The sequence below is a fragment of the Azospirillum canadense genome (genome assembly GCF_025961225.1).
Classification (GTDB): Bacteria; Pseudomonadota; Alphaproteobacteria; order Azospirillales; family Azospirillaceae; genus Azospirillum; species Azospirillum canadense.
Window position 1 is genome coordinate 1 of record NZ_JAOQNG010000008.1, and the last position, 16023, is coordinate 16023.

The following is a 16023-nucleotide window of genomic DNA, read 5'->3' on the forward strand; positions in this document are numbered from 1 at the left end:
TCACGCGATCCGAACACTGGAATGCTCTTGGGTGCGCTCCATGAAAACAGAATGTGAACAGAACGAACGCGATTTGCTCGATCCGGTGCTGCAGATCAAAGCCGCGGTGCGTCGCTTGGTGAAGCTCGCCGGCGGCATCGAGGCGGCGGCCGCCGAGGTGGGGGTCAGCAAGTCAGCGATCAGCAACTACGCGAACCCGCACATGGCGGATCAGGCGCGGGTGGATGTGATCTTCGCGCTGGAGCAGGCCATTGGCGATCCGGTGGTCGTGCGCCAGCTGGCGGCGATGCACGGCTACGACCTGGTGCCGGTGACGGTATCCGAAGAGGCCGATGCCGACATGGACGCTCCGCTTCCGGAGAGCATGGACGTCACCTACCGGGCGGCGGAGATCGGGCATGTCCTCGCCGATGCGGTCAGCCGCGGCGTGATGACGGACGAAACTGCCGTGAAGCTGGAGGAACGGTGCGAGCGCCTGGTAACGCGGGCCATCAAACTCCGCGAAGGAGTCGTGCGCGTCCGCTCCTGGGTGAAGAAGCACCGCAAGCCGTGGCCGCTGCGCAAACGCCCGTCGGAGGGTGTGTGATGCACGCTGTTCACGACGGCACCAACGAGACGGCGTCGCTCGGGGCGCCTTCGCCCGGGAAGGACCGGAGCGCTGTGCCAACCGTCATCGCGTCGAAGATTCAGACCAATCGGACCACCCCACCCCCATTCCTTGGTGCGGCCAAAGGCTCCGGCCATGCCGTGATGCTGGCGCTGCACCTCTCGGACCGCTCGGCAGGCAACGCGATCGCCGCCGAAACCAACCCGGAGTTCCTGCCGTGAAGGCGAAGAAGAAGTGCTGGAGCATCAGCAAACGGAAGTTCCTGGAGCATCGTGCCGCCGGCCTGTCCGACAAAGCGATCGCGGCGCTGTACCACGTCAGCGCCAACACGGTCGCGCGCGTGCGTGACAAGCACGGCATTCCGGTCTTCGCGGCCCAAGTGGGGCAGGTGCGCGACGAGGAGATCCGCCGTTGGCATGCTCTGGGGATGACCGACAGCGAGATGGCCATCCGCGTCCAGCTGAGCAAGACGCAGATCAACGTGCATCGTAACCGGCTCGGTTTGTCGCCCAACCTGTCGGAGCGCGACAAGGCCGCGGCCGCGGTGCGCGCTGCCCGGGAGGAAGCCGCCGCTGATGGTTGGCCGCGTGTTGAGGGCGACTTTCTGGAGGCCTGGGCGAGGGTCCATGGAGACGCCAAGTGGGAGGATGTCACCATCAGGGTGACCGCCCACCGCCGTCTCCCGCCGCGCCCTCTCTTCGCCGGGGGCCTGGGCACGGCCGCGGCCATGTGCGCCGACCTCGGCGAGCGTGTGGGGATCCGCTGATGTCCGCCCAGCCTCGCAACGCGTCCAACGGCTCGATCTGGAGCAAGCAAATCGGCGAGACCTTCCGCTTCGAGCGGGTGCGCCACGACTACGACGATCGCGCGGTGCCGGCCGACATGCTGGAGCAGATCACCGCCGCCGTGGCGGCCAAAAAGGTGACTGTCTGCCCACCGGCCGCATACGCGTCGCAGTTCGGGCAGACGATCTCCTCGACGCATGGCACCGGCGGGCGCTCCTGGCGCCGGGCTGGCCGCTGATGTCGCGCCGCGCCATCCCCCTCGCGTCGCTCGGCCCCGGCGCGCTCCGTCAGGTGAGCGCGTTCCTCACGGCCGAGCGCGTGCAGAGCGAGATGCGTGCGGCGCCCAAGCAGCGTCCGGAGGAGCAGTTCCACATCGGTGTGGCCAATCACCTGGAGATCGTCCTGCCGGTGGACGCCTGGTTTTGCCATGTGCCCAACGGCGGCAAGCGTTCCAAGGCCGAGGCCGCGCGCCTGAAGGCGATGGGCACCAAGGCTGGGACGCCGGACATCGAGATCGTCTACCAGGGCCGGTCCTATTGGATCGAGCTGAAGTCGGCCAGTGGATCGCTCTCCAAGGCCCAGAAGGATTGTCATGCGGATCTTCGCCGCGCCGGTGCGCCGGTGGCGACGGCCCGCACCCTCGAAGAAGTTGAAACGGCCTTGCGCGGGTGGGGAATCCCGCTGCGGGGCTCTGTGCAAGGAGTCGCAGCATGAGCGCGCCCATTGGTCACAACTCCGGGGCCAACGACCGCACCGACGTTGGCGGAATCGCGATCGAACGCCTGAAGGCGTTCGTCGAGCGCATTGAGCGCTTGGAGGAGGAAAAGCGCGGCCTGCAGGAGGACGTTAAGGAGGTCTACGCCGAGGCCAAGGGCACCGGCTTTGACACCAAGATCATCCGCCAGATCATCCGACTGCGCAAAATGGACAAGGCGGACCGGCAGGAGCAGGAAGCGATCCTCGAGCTCTACAAAGAAGCCCTGGGGATGCTGGAGTAAGCCATGTCCGCTGCCAGCGACTATCTCGCCACCGTCAACGCGCTGGTCAAGGCCCGCAAACAGCGGGGCATGACGCAGACGGACCTTGCGCTGATTCTGAAGACGCAGCGCCAGACCGTCAGCGCGTGGGAGAGCGGCCAGAACTTCCCGCCCAGCGACAAACTGTTCGCCTGGGCTGGCGCGCTCAGGGTTCGCATCCTGCCGCCGGAGCTTCCGGACGCCCCTGCCAATGCCACGCAAAATGGCGCAACACCCGACGAACGGAGGGCCGCGTGAGCGACTCCAAAATCGTGCACTTCCAGCCTCGGCCTAAGCCAGAGGAAAAACCGAAGGCGGCTACGCCGGCGCGGCGGGCTTTTGTGCTCGCGGCCAAGCTGTTTGCGATCGCCGAGGACCTGCCCGAGCCGCAACGATCCAAGGCCCGCAATCTTGCGCACGAGGCGGAGGCCCTGTCGTACAACATCGCTGCCCAGCCAACGGGCCCGAAGGACGGGGGTGTGGCATGAAGACCCGCAACGCGCCGGTCCCGATCGCGTATCAGGTCCCGGCCTTCGTTCGCCTCTCGCCGGAATTCACGCTGCGCGTCGAACGATCCATCCCGGCCTGCATCCTGAACAGCGTCGTCCGCACGATCCTGGAGTTCGGGAACCCCACCCCCCGTCAGCGGGCGTTCTATTCCGGCGTCCTGACAGATCTCAAAATCGCTTTCGATGAGCCATTCGTGGGCTTCTCCCGCCCGATCCGCGAACGGCTGGCCGAAGTGGCTGATGTCGCCGGCCGCCACGCCTTCGCCCGGAACAGTGTCAGCAAGGCGCCGCTCCCGATTGTCCTCGGCTGCTTCTACTGGCTGGCCCCGATCGTCCAGGATCCGCAATACCGGCGCGCGATCATGACCGCGGCGTTCCTGCGCGCCTTCGAAGCGCTGGATGAAGAGATCGCGGCCGGCGCTGCCCGCGAGGACGCGGCCGACGACTTTGCCGCCTGTGCCGAGCAAGGCGGGTGGATCGCCGGCATCATCCGGACGCGCCTTGAGGCCGCTGGCCTGTTCCTCAGTGCTCCGACCGAGTTACCGGCCGAGAGCGATGACCGGAGGGCCGCGTGATGGAATGGCCCTTCGGCAATCTTCGGCCGCTGATCTATGGGCTCATTTACGTCGACCCGCCTTGGAAGCAGGCCATGTACTCGGAGATCTCCGGCATCGCGAAAGCGCCGCAGTCCAAATATTCCTGCATGGAATTGGACGCCATCAAGGCGCTCCCGGTTGGGCACCTGGCCGCGCCAAACTGCTTCATCGTCATGTGGTCGCTGTGGAACTTCGTCGCTCCGGGCTACGCCACGGACGTCCTGAAGGCCTGGGGCTTCGAGCCCAAGAGCGGCGGCTCTTGGGCCAAGATCACCAAGAAAGGCAAGCAGGCCTTCGGCACCGGCTACGGCTTCCGCGGCTGCTGCGAGCCCTTCCTTACGGGCGCGATCGGGCGGCCGAAAGTCCGGAGCAAGTCCGAGCGCAACGGCATCATCACCGAGATTGAGGTGGATGCCGAGCTTGAGATGAATGCCCTCCTGGCGGAGATCAGGGAGCATTCCCGCAAGCCTGAGGAGATGCGGGACGCGCTGGAGTGCATGTTCCCCGATGTCCCAAAGGTCGAACTCTTCTCCCGCCGACCGGCCTGCGAGCGCTGGGACGTGTGGGGCAACGAGACCGCCAAGTTCGCGGAGGCCGCGTGATGTTCGACCTTCGCGCTCTTGCCGGCGGGCGCAAGTTCTCGACCGTGCTAGCCGATCCGCCGTGGCAGTTTGATAACGCCACGGGGAAGGTGGCGCCAGAGCATGGGCGTCTGCATCGCTATGAGACGATGCGGCTTCCGGCGATCTGCGCGCTGCCGGTCGCGGACGTCGTGGCGCCGACCGCGCATCTGTACCTGTGGGTGCCGAATGCGCTGCTTGCCGAAGGCCTCCAGGTCATGCAGTCCTGGGGCTTCACCTATAAGACCAACCTCGTCTGGCACAAGGTGCGCAAGGATGGCGGCTCGGACGGGCGCGGGGTGGGCTTCTACTTCCGCAACGTGACGGAGCTGATCCTGTTCGGCGTGCGCGGCAAGAACGCCCGCACGTTGGCCCCCGGGCGGCGGCAGGTCAACTTCTTGGCCACCCGCAAGCGGGAGCACTCCCGCAAGCCGGATGAGCAGTACGACCTGATCGAGTCGTGCAGCCCCGGGCCCTTCCTGGAGATGTTCTGCCGCGGCGAGGGACGCCCTGGCTGGTCGGTCTGGGGCAATGAGGCTGTGCAGGCACCGGAGGCTTCCCAGAGCGCATCGGACGCCCTGCTAGAGGCCGCCTGACCATGCGCAGCGACAACCCCCACGACATCGCCGTGGAGCACTGCCTGACGGCCAAGCTCGCCGGCAAGAAGCCCTGTGACGTGCTGGCTGCCATCGGCGCGCCGCACCACCCCCAAACCACTTGGCAGTGCGCAATTGCCCTCGTGGCTCGCGCTTACGCCAAGCTCACCAAATCCCAGAGGACCGCATGATGACGGACTCTCTTCCTGCCCCCTTGGTTCCCGCGGACGTCGACCTGAAGGATTTCCCCTTCACTCCGATGTTTCGCGCGCGCTTGTTCGGTTCCTCGTTCCACGCCCGCGCCTCCGATGCCGAATGGCGCGCCGGTGTGACGCTGTGGCTGAAATCCTGGGATCAGGTTCCCGCCGGGACGCTACCCAGTGATGACGTCGAGCTGTGCCGCCTAGCCGAGCTGGGCCGCGACATGAAGACGTGGATCAAGATCAAGGCTCTGGCGCTGCACGGTTGGTTCCTGTGCTCCGACGGCCGCCTGCATCATAAGGTGGTCGCTGACGGCGTCATGGAGGCCTGGAACCGCAAGATCGAGCAGCGGTGGCGCTCCGAGTGCGCGCGCATCAAAAAGGGTAACCAGCGGCACAAGACGAACCACCCGATTCCGACGCTCGACGAGTACATTGCGACGAAGGGTTACCTGAAGCGCCATGCCCCAGGTCCGTCCCCTGTCCCCGAGGACGATGAGGAGTTGTCCCCAGGGACAAGTGGCGATTGTCCCGAGGACGTCCCCGAGGAAACGGCATCCAAGGGACAGGGACAGGGACAGAGAGAGAAATCTAACAACAGTCACTTCGTTCCTGTTGTTGGCGCGGCGAGCGCCGCGAACAACACCGAGCCGGATGATTTGATCGCGGAATTCGACGCAGCCATTGTCGCCATGTGGGGGAAAGCCGCCAAGCGCCGCAAGCCGCACGCCACGGACCACGCCACGGCCCAGGAGTGGGCCGAAGGTGGCATAACGGCGACGTTTGCCGGCCAGGTGCTGCGCGAGCGGTTCGGCAAGATGCGCGACCGCGGCGCCCGCCCTCCGTTCAGCCTCTCGGGGTTCTCCGACGAGATGATTCGGGCCACGGCTGCCCAGCAGACGGAGCCGTCAGCGCCATCTGCTGGGGAGAGTGTGGAGCGCGGCCAGTGGCGCAACCGACTGACCGGCTACCGCAGCGGCATTCCGTGGTCGGCATCGTTCGGTCCGAAGCCGGGTGAGGCGAATTGCGAGGCGCCGCCAGATTTGGTTGCCGAGATCCTGCCGCACCTCGCCCCAACCGCTGAGATCGTCTGTTTAACGACTGCCCGGAGGGCTGCACTGTGACCGCCGCCACCAAAGCCGAGCGCCTGCGCTGCTGGACCGATCCGGCCAAATGTGCGCCGGAGAACCTCCCGCCCCGTGTGCAGCCTGACTGCGACTGGAACATCGACCTCGGAGCCTCCTGCCGCGCCTATGGGCCGGACATGCGTCCGCCGTGTGACTTCCCGCCGGAATGCGAGGGGTGCGCTCGCAAGCTCCGGGCCGAGGGGATTCGGGGCGGCACAATTACGCCATACCAGCACCGCGTTGGCCGGAGGGCTGCGGCATGACTGTGTACGTTGACAAGCCGCTCCACAAGCTGGGCCGGATGACCATGTGCCACATGCTGGCGGACACGCTGGACGAGCTGCACGCGATGGCGGAGCGCATCGGCTGCAGACGCGAGTGGTTCCAGGCAGACGCATCAACCCCGCACTACGACCTGCCGAAGTTCCGTCGCGAGATGGCGCTGAAGGCCGGTGCCGTCGAGATCGATCGTCGGGAGACGGTGTCGGTGATCCGCCGTCTGCGATCCCGGGGTGTGCGCGCATGACCGCCGCTCGTCGGATCCGCACCTCCCTGGAGCGTCACCAGCCTCGTCCACCAGCCAATGCCGACGACCTTCACCGGATGGGGGCTGCGGCATGGCATCAGGGGCGCGGCCTGTGGATCCCGGAGCGCACGCTGGCCGCAATGGACGACATCGGTCGCGCTTTCGTCGAGCAGGTTGGCGGAAAGCTGTACGGAAAGCGGGTCGGGTTGGTGAAGTAATAAGCGGGTTTCGATCGTGCGCGCCATTTAAAATGGCGCAGCTGTGAATAGTGATCGCGGGATTCGCCCTAACGGTGTGGCAATTCGTTTTGACGGCCTTTTCACCATGATACCGTGGGGCACAAACAAATCGGGCCGGGGAGTGCGGGAACACTCCTCCAGCCCTGACCACCACCGAACGTAAGGGGTTCGATATGGCTGAAGCGACTTTGGCCCAAAGCAGAGACGCGGTGCAAGGGGGTGTGGCGCGCCGCGCCGCCCGTGACCTCCCCATCATCTTCAGCGCGCCGATGGTGCGCGCCCTGCTGGACGGCCGGAAGACACAGACGCGCCGCATCCTCAAGCCACAGCCGGAAACGTTCCTCGACGAGCACGGCGAGGCGCTTCCGATTGGCCTGCTGCATGTCGAGGGCGATCCGCGACCGCGCGTCACCATTGGCCGCGTTGTCACCCTGCAGGAGGTCCGGTACGCGGTTGGCGACCGGCTGTGGGTGCGGGAGGCCTGGGCCAACATCGCCCCTGGCATCTATTACCGCGCCACCGACGAGCGCGCGGCGCCGGCCGGCACGAAGTGGCGCCCCTCCATCCACATGCCCCGCTGGGCCAGCCGGATCACGCTGGTGGTCGAGGGGGTGCGGGTCCAGCAGCTGCAGGACATCAGCCCGGACGACGCGCAGGCGGAAGGCGTTCAGAAGTGCCATCTGAACTGGAGCGCAGACGGCGAGACCTTTGGAGGCACGCCGCGCGATGCGTTCAGCGCCCTGTGGGACTCGATCAACGGCCCCAGCGCCTGGGATGCCAACCCGGCCATCGTCGCCCTGACCTTCCGCGTCATCCGTACCAACATCGACTCCCTTTGCACGCAGGAGGCCGCGTAATGGACGACGAAATCCAACAGCAGAAACGCGTCGCATGGGTCGAGCGCGAATGGCTCTGGTATGTGGTGAACTACCAGCATGTCCCCGGGGCGATCGTCTCGACCGTCAACGCTCGGTTCTGGACGCGCCGCGGAGCGCAGGTGGTTGCCGATGTTTTGTGCGGCGCCCATGCGGACGGGTGGGACGTCGGCATTGAGGCCGGCGCAACGAGGTATGATGCGCTGGTCAGGGAAATGGGCGACGACGGACGGATGTACCGCGGCATCATCGCCGACCTGAAGCGGCGCCTGGCTGTCTCTGGCGATGCTCCGGGGGTGTCCCATGGTTGACGCGATCCTGACCGCCGAGGACCTGGATGCGATTGAAGCGCGGCATGCCGCTGCCACCGGTGGCGCGTGGATGGGCGGCCCTGAGGCGGAGGCCGCCGGGCATTGGTATCCGGACTGGGGGCTTGTCTGGGCGCACACGCCGAGCGCGGAACGGCCTTTCACCTTGGTGGTGGACTGCTGCCATGGCGGGGTGGCGAGCGAGGAAGAGAAATCCGAATGCCGAGCGAAGAGCATCGATCTGTGGCGGTCCGGCGCTGGAGGCGACTGGGTCGAGCCGGCCCAGGTCGCCGCGAACCGGGCGTTCATCGAGGCCGCGCACAACACCGATGTTCCTCGCCTCATCGCAACAGTGCGCGCCCTGCTCGCCGCGAATGAGCGCGCCAAAAGGCTGCTGACCGCGGATCTGTCGGTGTTGCGCATGGGGCCGGCTGACCACGGCTTCACGCTGGACACCGCCGGCCGAATGGTTGCGGTCATCGCCGGAGAGCTGGCGACGTGGCTCCGTGAGCATCACGCCGCGAACTACACCGAAACGGCTTTAGAGCAGATCGAGGTGAGCGGTGGCGCCTCCCGCTACATCGTGACTGTGCAGCGCGGCGATGGAAAGTCGCCGCACCAGCTGCGCAGAGAAGCCGAGGGCGAGCGTGATGAGGCCCGGGCTGAGGTCGCTCGTCTCGAGGCGGATCTCGCGGAAATGGAGCGCCGGGACGCCGCACAGCACTCGGCGAATGATGGGCGGGAGGGATGATCGCGATGGCGCGGACGGGGACTCAGGTGCGCATCGACCGGCTTCTTGAACGGGTGGGGATCACCCGCTTCGTCCGGATGGTGGATGCGAAGCCGATCACATACCGCCGCGCCACATGCACCGCATCCGGTGCGCATGAGGATCTCCGATTCCCGTCTGATGCCGCGCCGGAGATGGTGATCAAGGCATTTGAGCAGAAGGGCTGGGAGATATCGCAGCGGACCAAGTGCCCAGCCTGCGCAAAGCCCAAGCGAGCGTCGCGCGCCGAATCGCACCCAGAACAGAACGTCGTCACCTTGCGTCAGGAGCCGGAAAACATGAAGCAGAACACCGCCCAGAAGCCTGCAGAGGCCGTCCGCGAGCCCACACTGGATGAGGCTGCTGCGATCGTAAAGAAGCTGGACGAGTGCTTTGAGGATGGCCGTTATCTCGATGGCGGGTCGGACCGCAAAGTCGGGGAGACGCTTGGCCTGCCGTGGGCGCTGGTCGCGAAGGTCCGTGAGAAGTTCCGCGGTCCGATCAAGGAGGACCCGGCGGTTGTCTCGCTCCGCGCCGACATTGATCGCGTTGAGGCGACCGTGAAGGAGCTGCTGAAGGAGGAGATGAAGGGGTTGCGCGAGCGCTTGGCGAAGCTGGAAGCGGCCTGAGGATGCCATGGAATGGACGGTGTGGTTGATCGTGGGGCCGCTGTTGGCGTTCTACGGCGTAGCGGTGCTGTCGGAGACCCTGCCGAGAGGCGGCAAGCTGCCAGCGAACTGCGCGCCGCCGCGGCCGCGCAACCGGTCGTGAAAGCGCGCGAATTGAACGGCGTCACCCTGTCAGCGCCCGCGCTTCCGCGGCCAAATGGGCATTATGCCGCCGGCTATTACTGGCTGTCGTGGTCAGTGCTATTCGGCTTTTCCATCTGGAACCGCGAGGGACTGCTCGCCTACCAGAGCGAGGACGGCGCGGCGGCTGCGACCCGCCTTCAGGAACTCAACCGCGCGGCATTCCGCGAGGATGTCCATGCGGAGCAGATAAAAACCAAGCGGCGCGCCACGGAGAATTGCGCGAAGAGTGGCTAAATAAAAACCGCCGCTCCGGCTGGACCCCGAAGCGGCGGCGTAATGTGCTGACGATCAAAGAGCAATCGCATGCGGAAGATATCCGCCCGTAAAACTTTCGTCAACGCGGGGGTAACTCGATGGGTGCGGTTGCAGTGAAGAATGGTCAGAGTGCGGCTGGTGCCCGTCGTGGCACCGTGGCTGGGAAGAGTGGTTCGGCTGTCATTGCTCCGGTTGAGCCGGAGATGAAGGGGAGCGTTCCGCCGACGGACAAGGTGCTCAGCACCAAGCAGATGATCGAGGACATGCGGGCTAGGTTCGCCAACCCGCCAAAGCCGGATGGGGAGATCGTCGATCGGCGCCTCTACAAGAAGGTCGCGCCCTCGAAGACTAGCGATCTCGGATCCGACTACCGCACCCAGCATGGCGGAGCCTACCTGGAGACGTCGGAGTTGTCGGGCGGTGGTGTTCCCATCGCCGATCGCCGTCGCGTCAAGGCGGAGTGCGGCATCGAAGCCCTGTTCATGCGCGCGCAGATCAATGACCGCCAGTTCCAGGCCGGCATTCGGTTCCGGGCCCTGTGGGCGCGTGCGGCGATGCCGGCGCAGATGACCAGCAGCTATGGCCAGCAGCGCGGCGGTGGTGGGGGACGTGAGGAGGAAATCGACGCGCGCTTGCAGGTCCAGAAAGCTCTACTGGGGGCCAAGATCGCCATTCGGCAGAAGTCAGCGCAGGCGCTGAAGCTGACCACCACGGGGGAGAGCCTGAAGCCGGTCGGCGGCGGTGTGGTGGTGACCAAGGCCGGGGCTGCTGTCATCGAGGCAGCAGGCATGGACGGTCGAGATTATCGTCTGGAGGACCTGCGCGCGGGTCTAACTGCCCTGGCCGACTTCTGGCACATCACGGACGATGCGAACTTGTGACGGGCTGTTGGATGCGGTCTCGGGCGGAGCCGCTTCGTGGCGCGCGGGCTCGGGGTTGGGTATGCTCGATAGCCCCCCAATCTGGCGTCATCCGCTTTACCGTTACCGCCTAGAGCACGCTCGCCCGGGTCCTTGCGCCGAGCATCATCATGGGGAGTGCTTCCAAACATTCCTGGTTGCTTGCGGCAACTTTGCGTGCGTTGGATCGCTCTCGCCCTTGCGACCGCCTTACATGTGCCAGTGATTTTGCTCGGCAAAGCGATTGTACATATTTGGAGGTGCGCGGGTACACCAATAGCTTGTGGAAAGCTGACGGATGCTGTTGCATGATGAATGGCAAAGAGCAACTTTGTGGGCGGTGCCGTGTAACCGAGTGGTTGTAACTGAAGGCCTCGATGGCTCCGGCTACTGATAGCGACTACTGCGTGGAAGCTGCGGGGCTTAGTACTTCATAAGCGACACCGATTCTTTTTTGTGGAGGGTGGAGTGCGCGCGCCATTGCAATCTATGATGGTATTTATTACCGTTCCGTGGCTGGCCTTTAGTGTCACTCATGTGCAGGCTGAAACCAAAGCGGCTTGCAGCGTAGACGCTCCCCCAGCTAGCTGTGCAGGGTTGTTTGCCGTTGATGCCACTGGATCAGTGCCAGCTACGGAAAAGCTGGTAAACACTCCTAATCCGAAATGCGGAGATGGACGCGTATTCGACTACGTAGGTATCTTGAAAGACAGTTTGGCCAAAATGGTTGATGCCAAGAAAATGGCGGACGCATCGGCCGATCTTGCCAAAGCCACCGTGCATTTTTTATCTAAAGAAGCTAAGGACAAGCTAGGTGGTGATATCGCAACGGGCATCTGGAGGAATTTTTCCGAAAAAACAAACGAAGGGAATTGCATTACTCTGTCCGTAATAGTACCGAACAACGCTGAAGTTGTTGGATATCGGATTGTTGCTGGGGAGAGCGGTGGCTCCATGAATAAATGCCAAGTTGGGCTGGACTGTGGCGTTGGCTACTCCCGATTCCTTCGCGAGCCGGTGGCCGCAATAGAAGAGCAAGGGGTTAAGAGTTACATGACGACATTTATGAACTGGGCGCACGATCGGCAGCGTGATGCACGGTTGGTTATATTCTTCAAAACGATCGATGGGAAGCCGCCCCCGATTGCAATGTGAGTGCATGATGCGTCTCATCAGATTGATTGCGAGTTCATTGCTCCCGGGATGTATAATTCTTGGCATTGCCCATAACGGCCACGCGGGATCACGCACCGTGCGCTGGTGCGAGTACGATCCTAAAAGGACCTGTGTAGCTGGAGAATACGCAACAGTCATCGAAGTCCCGATACCGAATGGCAATTACGTTCAATCTTCGACGCCGTCATGCCCAAGTAACGACTTTTCGGTGCAGGGAAATCGCGAAAATTTTGTGGTCGGCATCGTTCGCAAGTCCAGTCAGAAGTGGCGTAAGGAAATACGAAATTCTGCTGGATCCTTAAATGACTTGGTCTCAAGTCGCGACTATACGGACATCCCCAGCCCCTCCATCCCAGGGTTCGGTGGGGCGGAACATGCGGTGTGTTCTGCACTTGTAGCTGCTATTCCCCATGACGCTCAGGTCCAGGGAGTGCATCTTGGCTTCACCGATGCTAAGGGCACCAGGGAGTGTAAGCCTTCTGCCGAGTGCGAATATGCTAGATTCATCGCTCCGCCAAACGTGAGGAGAATACAATTGCTCTCTCGGCCCGGCATTCAAGTAGTTGATGCTTTTTTTATGAATTGGTCTCACGACCGGAACAGAATTGCATGGATAGCGGTTTTTTACAGTTTTAAAACCGGAGAAATGCCGAAAGCCATTTCGCCGGGCCCTATGTAGTAATGAACTGTAGATTAGGGTCGAAAATTCGCCGATATTTCGGAGGTTGCCCCGATACAGGCGCTTGCGGGCCAGTTTGACTGAGAAGTCGCCGTGCGAACAGTAAGGGTTTGTGCTCTTTTCAGCGGTGAGAAAAGAGCCCGAGCTTGGGATGGACCCGGAGCGGGTGCGAGACGTGCTCTATGGCATCGATGCCGGGTCCGAAGGGATCACGATCCGTAAGCCATAGGCGAGCGGGCGCCAAAAACCCTCATCCGGGGGTGCGTGTTACGCCGGTTGCCGCTCGGCCAAGAGCCGAATGACCTTTTTCGGAATCGGCCGGTGGCTGGCTTCCTCTGGGTGCGCCCATCGGCGGGTGTCCGACCTGGTGTAGCTGGTGCCCAGCTTCTCATTCAGCCAGTTGGCCGCGGCTTGCCATCCGCCCACGCTGTCGGCCCACGCCGCATAGTCTTCGGCCGGCAGCGTGGGTTGAGGTTTGCGTCGAGGGGCCTGGGGAGAGGGTTCGCAAGGTTCATCCTCCGCCTCAACGATGACGGCAATCACGGCCACGCCGTCGGGGGTCATGACGGGGGCGGGAAGACCGGCGCGCTTGGCGCGGGCGGAGAGTTCGGCGAAGGTCATCGTCTCAGGCATGGCGAAAACCTAGTATGGCGGAATGTATGGCGCAAGCGCGGTGCGTGGCGCCACACCGAAAACCCTCACCCGGGCTCCAAAAACCCTCAGCGGGGGTGCGTCCGCTTCAGGGCGTAAACGGTCCAGATCAGCGACGCGATGGCCTTGAGGGTGTAGGCGCCTTCCTCGTCCAGGCTCAGCCCGAAGTGGTCCAGATCGGACAGGCGGAACGCCGTACCGCTCACGGCGATGAACACGGACTCCGCGTTCCGCCACCCAGCGATCTCACCATATGGAGTGAAAACCCGCAGTGCATCGGCCGGAACTTCGACATTCGCCGGCTGGCCATTGCCCACGGCCCGGAACCGCGGATCATCCCGCAGCCTTTCCGCCAAGCTCCCGCGCAGGATGGACAGCGCCAGATTGGCCGCTTGCTGCAATGCTCCAGCGTCATCCCCAGCAGCGTTGAAGATCCGGGGGAAGATGTCGCCATATGGCCCGGGCTTCTCGCCGGCTTCGCACATGGGATGGCCATCCTCAAGCCAGAACGACACCTTGGGGCACTGGGGCAGGTTCAGAAAAGCGATGTGTGCCATTTTGCGTGTCCAAAGCTGAAAGGTTGCGGGAAGGTCAGTAGAGGGCTGGCGGGAGCTTGTCCACTCCCCAAAAACCCCCGCCGGGGGTGCGCGTCCGAAAAACCGCGCCGGGGGTGCTCAGGCATCAATGACGACGATCCGGGTTGAAACACCGGTGCCGCTTTCCTGGAAGGAACCGGCCGGAAGCCGTTCCGAGGTGCCGCCCACGCTGTCGAGCCAAGCCCGGAACTCCTCTGCCTTCCGATCGGAGCGGAAGAAGGGGCTTTCCGCCATGATAGCTACCAATCGGCCGCCGGGCTTCAGCATGCCGAAGGCGCGCCGAACATGGTCGGTATCTGCCAAGCCTTCAAAGGGCGGGTTCATACCGATACGGTCGTATTGCCCTTCATGTTCGAAGAAGTCCCATCCCGCCAGGGTGTAGCCCTTGGCGTTCAGGAGGTTGCGCAGGGTGCCGTTAATCTCCAGCACCGTCACGCCGTCTTTGCCCACGGTCTCCGCCATGACGTCGGCGATATCGCCCGCACCGGCGGAAGGCTCAAGCACTGAATGGCCGGGCCGCAGGTCCAGCAGGTCAATCACGCGCCGCGCCAAGCTGGCGGGGGTGCGGAAGAAACCGGGAATCTTGCGGCCCAGCAGATCCCGTAAAGCGGCTTTGATCGGATCGGCCTTCGGCGCATCGCTGGAGAGTTCCACGAACCGCGCCGCAGCTTCCCGCAGCTGGCCAGTGGTCAGGATCCCCATAGCGCGCAAGCGGTGGCCGTCGTCATCCGCTGGAAACTCGATATGCACCAGATCGGCCGCGGTTGCCTTCCGGCCCTTCCGGTCAATCTGTTCCGGGTAGCTCAGCCCGGAATCCGCCCTATAGCAGGCGCGGCGGATGAGGGAGCGGAACAACTCGGATTGTTTGGCCGTGCTCACCTTCGCCAAGGCGCCGGCGGTGCCGTCCTGCTGCGCTTCACCGATGGCGCGGAGAGTGCGCGCCAAAGTGATTTGGCGTTGCGCGTCGACTTCTACGCTGGCCGCCATGCTGGCGCGCCGTGGCGTGTTGGTCAGGCGATCGCGGGAGAGCACCTCCTGGGCGCGCGCTTCGATCCGATCCGCCAAGGCGAACAGTTTATTTTGAGTCCCAAAAACCTCCGGAGGGGGTGCGGCATGCGTCGATTCCGCCGCGTAGGGACTCTCCGCACTCTCCGGCTTGCCCGTGCCGGGCCCGTCATCCGGGCCGGCGGGCGGAGTGTCGGAACCGGCCAGCAGATCGACCAGGGAGGCGCGCACCTCGCTTTCACGAGACAGGGGGAAGATCCATCCGCTGGCTTGGCGATGCCAGAACGGGGCAAGCCCGGAAACGGCGGACTTGATCCGGTCTTTATGGGCCAGGGTTTCGCCCTTCACGATGATGGACTTTTCCGAGTAGGGCTCAATCCGCAGGGGAGCAGCCCCGGCGGAAACCGGGGGTGCGCTGGTCTCGACAATCGTCGGCCCGTTCACAGCCGCGCGGACTTCGGTGCACACCTCGGCGCGCGCCTCCTCCAGCGACTCGGCCCGGACTTCGGTGCGCCGTGTGGCTACGCGCGCGGGCTTGGCTATGATCGCTTTAGGCTTGATGGTGACGGACCGCGGAACGGACAGGATCCAAGCCTTGTGCGTCTGCTCCAGTTCCCACGCGAATTTGACATCGAGGTGATAATTCGTATTGAAATAGTCCGTCATGGAATCGGACTTGTCATAGCGCCACTGCGACGCAATCGCCTGCAGGATGTCGGAAAGCGCCTTTGCCGCATCGGTCATCCGCTGCTGAGCCTCGTACGGCGCGTGAAAGCCCGCGCATTCGTGCGGGTGGTCCGCCTGCCAACGGACATTCTCCGGGTTGAGGATCAGAAACGGCACCGCTTGGATCTCGACCGTCACGGAACCATGGTGGGGAGAGCGGACGGAGATCTTGACGCCCTGGGGAATGGTGCCGGATTTCTCCGCTTCCTTGAGCGCCGCGCGGATCAGTTTGTTTCGGTCCGCGTCGCGCATGTGTCGGCCGTCGCGCTCCATGAGACCGCCGAAGGGATACAGGCTTTGCAGCGCGTCCGCGCGGTCATGCTTGGGAAGGGCGGCAAGGTCGGCAAACTTCACGGTGCTGCGCATTGGGCGGACTCCAGGCGATAGGCGGCCGAGTGACGGCGCCAAAGTGGTTTGACTGGGTTTGAAAAACCGCGGTGGGGGTGACCCA

25 protein-coding genes are annotated in these 16023 nt (G+C 63.9%); 22 read left to right on the forward strand and 3 right to left on the reverse strand.

Annotation, left to right across the window (positions count from 1 at the left end):
- The 22 genes from M2351_RS33780 to M2351_RS33885 all read left to right on the forward strand — a co-directional run.
- The coding region (locus M2351_RS33780; protein WP_264660400.1) for a phage regulatory CII family protein at window positions 1–586 on the forward strand (586 nt) is incomplete at its 5' end.
- The gene (locus M2351_RS33785) at window positions 586–828 is read left to right on the forward strand and encodes a hypothetical protein (protein ID WP_264660401.1); all 243 of its coding nucleotides are present in this window, start codon (window positions 586–588) and stop codon (window positions 826–828) included. The genes M2351_RS33780 and M2351_RS33785, both read left to right, overlap by 1 nt.
- Window positions 825–1373, forward strand: a complete 549-nt coding sequence (locus M2351_RS33790) for a hypothetical protein (protein ID WP_264660402.1) — start codon at window positions 825–827, stop codon at window positions 1371–1373. The genes M2351_RS33785 and M2351_RS33790 overlap by 4 nt, the downstream gene beginning before the upstream one ends.
- Window positions 1373–1630 carry a hypothetical protein gene (locus M2351_RS33795; RefSeq protein ID WP_264660403.1) on the forward strand — a complete coding sequence of 86 codons (258 nt, stop codon included), beginning with the start codon at window positions 1373–1375 and terminating at the stop codon, window positions 1628–1630. The genes M2351_RS33790 and M2351_RS33795 overlap by 1 nt, the downstream gene beginning before the upstream one ends.
- Entirely contained in the window at window positions 1630–2106 is a 477-nt protein-coding gene (locus M2351_RS33800) for a VRR-NUC domain-containing protein (protein ID WP_264660404.1), read from the forward strand. The genes M2351_RS33795 and M2351_RS33800 overlap by 1 nt, the downstream gene beginning before the upstream one ends.
- Window positions 2103–2390 carry a DUF2312 domain-containing protein gene (locus tag M2351_RS33805; protein WP_264660405.1) on the forward strand — a complete coding sequence of 96 codons (288 nt, stop codon included), beginning with the start codon at window positions 2103–2105 and terminating at the stop codon, window positions 2388–2390. Before M2351_RS33800 ends, M2351_RS33805 begins: the two co-directional genes overlap by 4 nt.
- Before the next feature lie 3 nt (window positions 2391–2393).
- Window positions 2394–2666: a helix-turn-helix transcriptional regulator gene (locus M2351_RS33810; protein WP_264660406.1), complete on the forward strand. Its 273-nt coding sequence runs from the start codon at window positions 2394–2396 to the stop codon at window positions 2664–2666.
- Complete coding sequence (locus M2351_RS33815) at window positions 2663–2896, forward strand: hypothetical protein (protein WP_264660407.1); 234 nt, start codon at window positions 2663–2665, stop codon at window positions 2894–2896. The genes M2351_RS33810 and M2351_RS33815 overlap by 4 nt, the downstream gene beginning before the upstream one ends.
- A complete protein-coding gene (locus tag M2351_RS33820) occupies window positions 2893–3492 on the forward strand; it encodes a hypothetical protein (RefSeq protein ID WP_264660408.1) in 600 nt (199 codons plus the stop codon). The genes M2351_RS33815 and M2351_RS33820 overlap by 4 nt, the downstream gene beginning before the upstream one ends.
- Window positions 3492–4115 (forward strand): MT-A70 family methyltransferase, encoded by a 624-nt coding sequence (locus M2351_RS33825; protein ID WP_264660409.1) that lies wholly within the window; start codon window positions 3492–3494, stop codon window positions 4113–4115. The genes M2351_RS33820 and M2351_RS33825 overlap by 1 nt, the downstream gene beginning before the upstream one ends.
- Entirely contained in the window at window positions 4115–4729 is a 615-nt protein-coding gene (locus tag M2351_RS33830; RefSeq protein ID WP_264660410.1) for an MT-A70 family methyltransferase, read from the forward strand. Before M2351_RS33825 ends, M2351_RS33830 begins: the two co-directional genes overlap by 1 nt.
- Window positions 4730–4731: 2 nt before the next feature.
- Complete coding sequence (locus tag M2351_RS33835) at window positions 4732–4920, forward strand: hypothetical protein (protein ID WP_264660411.1); 189 nt, start codon at window positions 4732–4734, stop codon at window positions 4918–4920.
- Window positions 4917–6053, forward strand: a complete 1137-nt coding sequence (locus M2351_RS33840; protein ID WP_264660412.1) for a YdaU family protein — start codon at window positions 4917–4919, stop codon at window positions 6051–6053. Before M2351_RS33835 ends, M2351_RS33840 begins: the two co-directional genes overlap by 4 nt.
- A gap of 262 nt (window positions 6054–6315) precedes the next feature.
- Entirely contained in the window at window positions 6316–6582 is a 267-nt protein-coding gene (locus M2351_RS33845) for a DUF4031 domain-containing protein (protein ID WP_264660413.1), read from the forward strand.
- Window positions 6579–6800 (forward strand): hypothetical protein, encoded by a 222-nt coding sequence (locus M2351_RS33850; protein WP_264660414.1) that lies wholly within the window; start codon window positions 6579–6581, stop codon window positions 6798–6800. Before M2351_RS33845 ends, M2351_RS33850 begins: the two co-directional genes overlap by 4 nt.
- Before the next feature lie 194 nt (window positions 6801–6994).
- Window positions 6995–7678 (forward strand): hypothetical protein, encoded by a 684-nt coding sequence (locus M2351_RS33855; RefSeq protein WP_264660415.1) that lies wholly within the window; start codon window positions 6995–6997, stop codon window positions 7676–7678.
- Entirely contained in the window at window positions 7678–8007 is a 330-nt protein-coding gene (locus tag M2351_RS33860; RefSeq protein ID WP_264660416.1) for a hypothetical protein, read from the forward strand. Before M2351_RS33855 ends, M2351_RS33860 begins: the two co-directional genes overlap by 1 nt.
- The gene (locus M2351_RS33865) at window positions 8000–8755 is read left to right on the forward strand and encodes a hypothetical protein (protein ID WP_264660417.1); all 756 of its coding nucleotides are present in this window, start codon (window positions 8000–8002) and stop codon (window positions 8753–8755) included. Before M2351_RS33860 ends, M2351_RS33865 begins: the two co-directional genes overlap by 8 nt.
- Window positions 8752–9402: a hypothetical protein gene (locus tag M2351_RS33870; protein WP_264660418.1), complete on the forward strand. Its 651-nt coding sequence runs from the start codon at window positions 8752–8754 to the stop codon at window positions 9400–9402. The genes M2351_RS33865 and M2351_RS33870 overlap by 4 nt, the downstream gene beginning before the upstream one ends.
- 12 nt (window positions 9403–9414) lie before the next feature.
- Window positions 9415–9819 carry a hypothetical protein gene (locus M2351_RS33875; protein ID WP_264660419.1) on the forward strand — a complete coding sequence of 135 codons (405 nt, stop codon included), beginning with the start codon at window positions 9415–9417 and terminating at the stop codon, window positions 9817–9819.
- 224 nt (window positions 9820–10043) lie between these two features.
- Window positions 10044–10721, forward strand: coding sequence for a hypothetical protein (locus tag M2351_RS33880; protein ID WP_264660420.1), 678 nt, complete (start codon window positions 10044–10046; stop codon window positions 10719–10721).
- A gap of 486 nt (window positions 10722–11207) precedes the next feature.
- Window positions 11208–11894, forward strand: coding sequence for a hypothetical protein (locus M2351_RS33885; protein WP_264660421.1), 687 nt, complete (start codon window positions 11208–11210; stop codon window positions 11892–11894).
- A 967-nt stretch (window positions 11895–12861) separates the two neighbouring features.
- Here M2351_RS33885 and M2351_RS33890 read toward each other — a convergent pair.
- The 3 genes from M2351_RS33890 to M2351_RS33900 form a co-directional block, all read right to left on the reverse strand.
- Window positions 12862–13227, reverse strand: a complete 366-nt coding sequence (locus M2351_RS33890) for a hypothetical protein (RefSeq protein ID WP_264660422.1) — start codon at window positions 13225–13227, stop codon at window positions 12862–12864.
- Window positions 13228–13313: 86 nt separating this feature from the next.
- On the reverse strand, window positions 13314–13802 hold the full coding sequence (locus tag M2351_RS33895) for a hypothetical protein (RefSeq protein ID WP_264660423.1): 489 nt from the start codon (window positions 13800–13802) through the stop codon (window positions 13314–13316).
- A 117-nt stretch (window positions 13803–13919) separates the two neighbouring features.
- Entirely contained in the window at window positions 13920–15938 is a 2019-nt protein-coding gene (locus M2351_RS33900; protein WP_264660424.1) for a DNA methyltransferase family protein, read from the reverse strand.
- Window positions 15939–16023 lie beyond the last annotated feature (85 nt).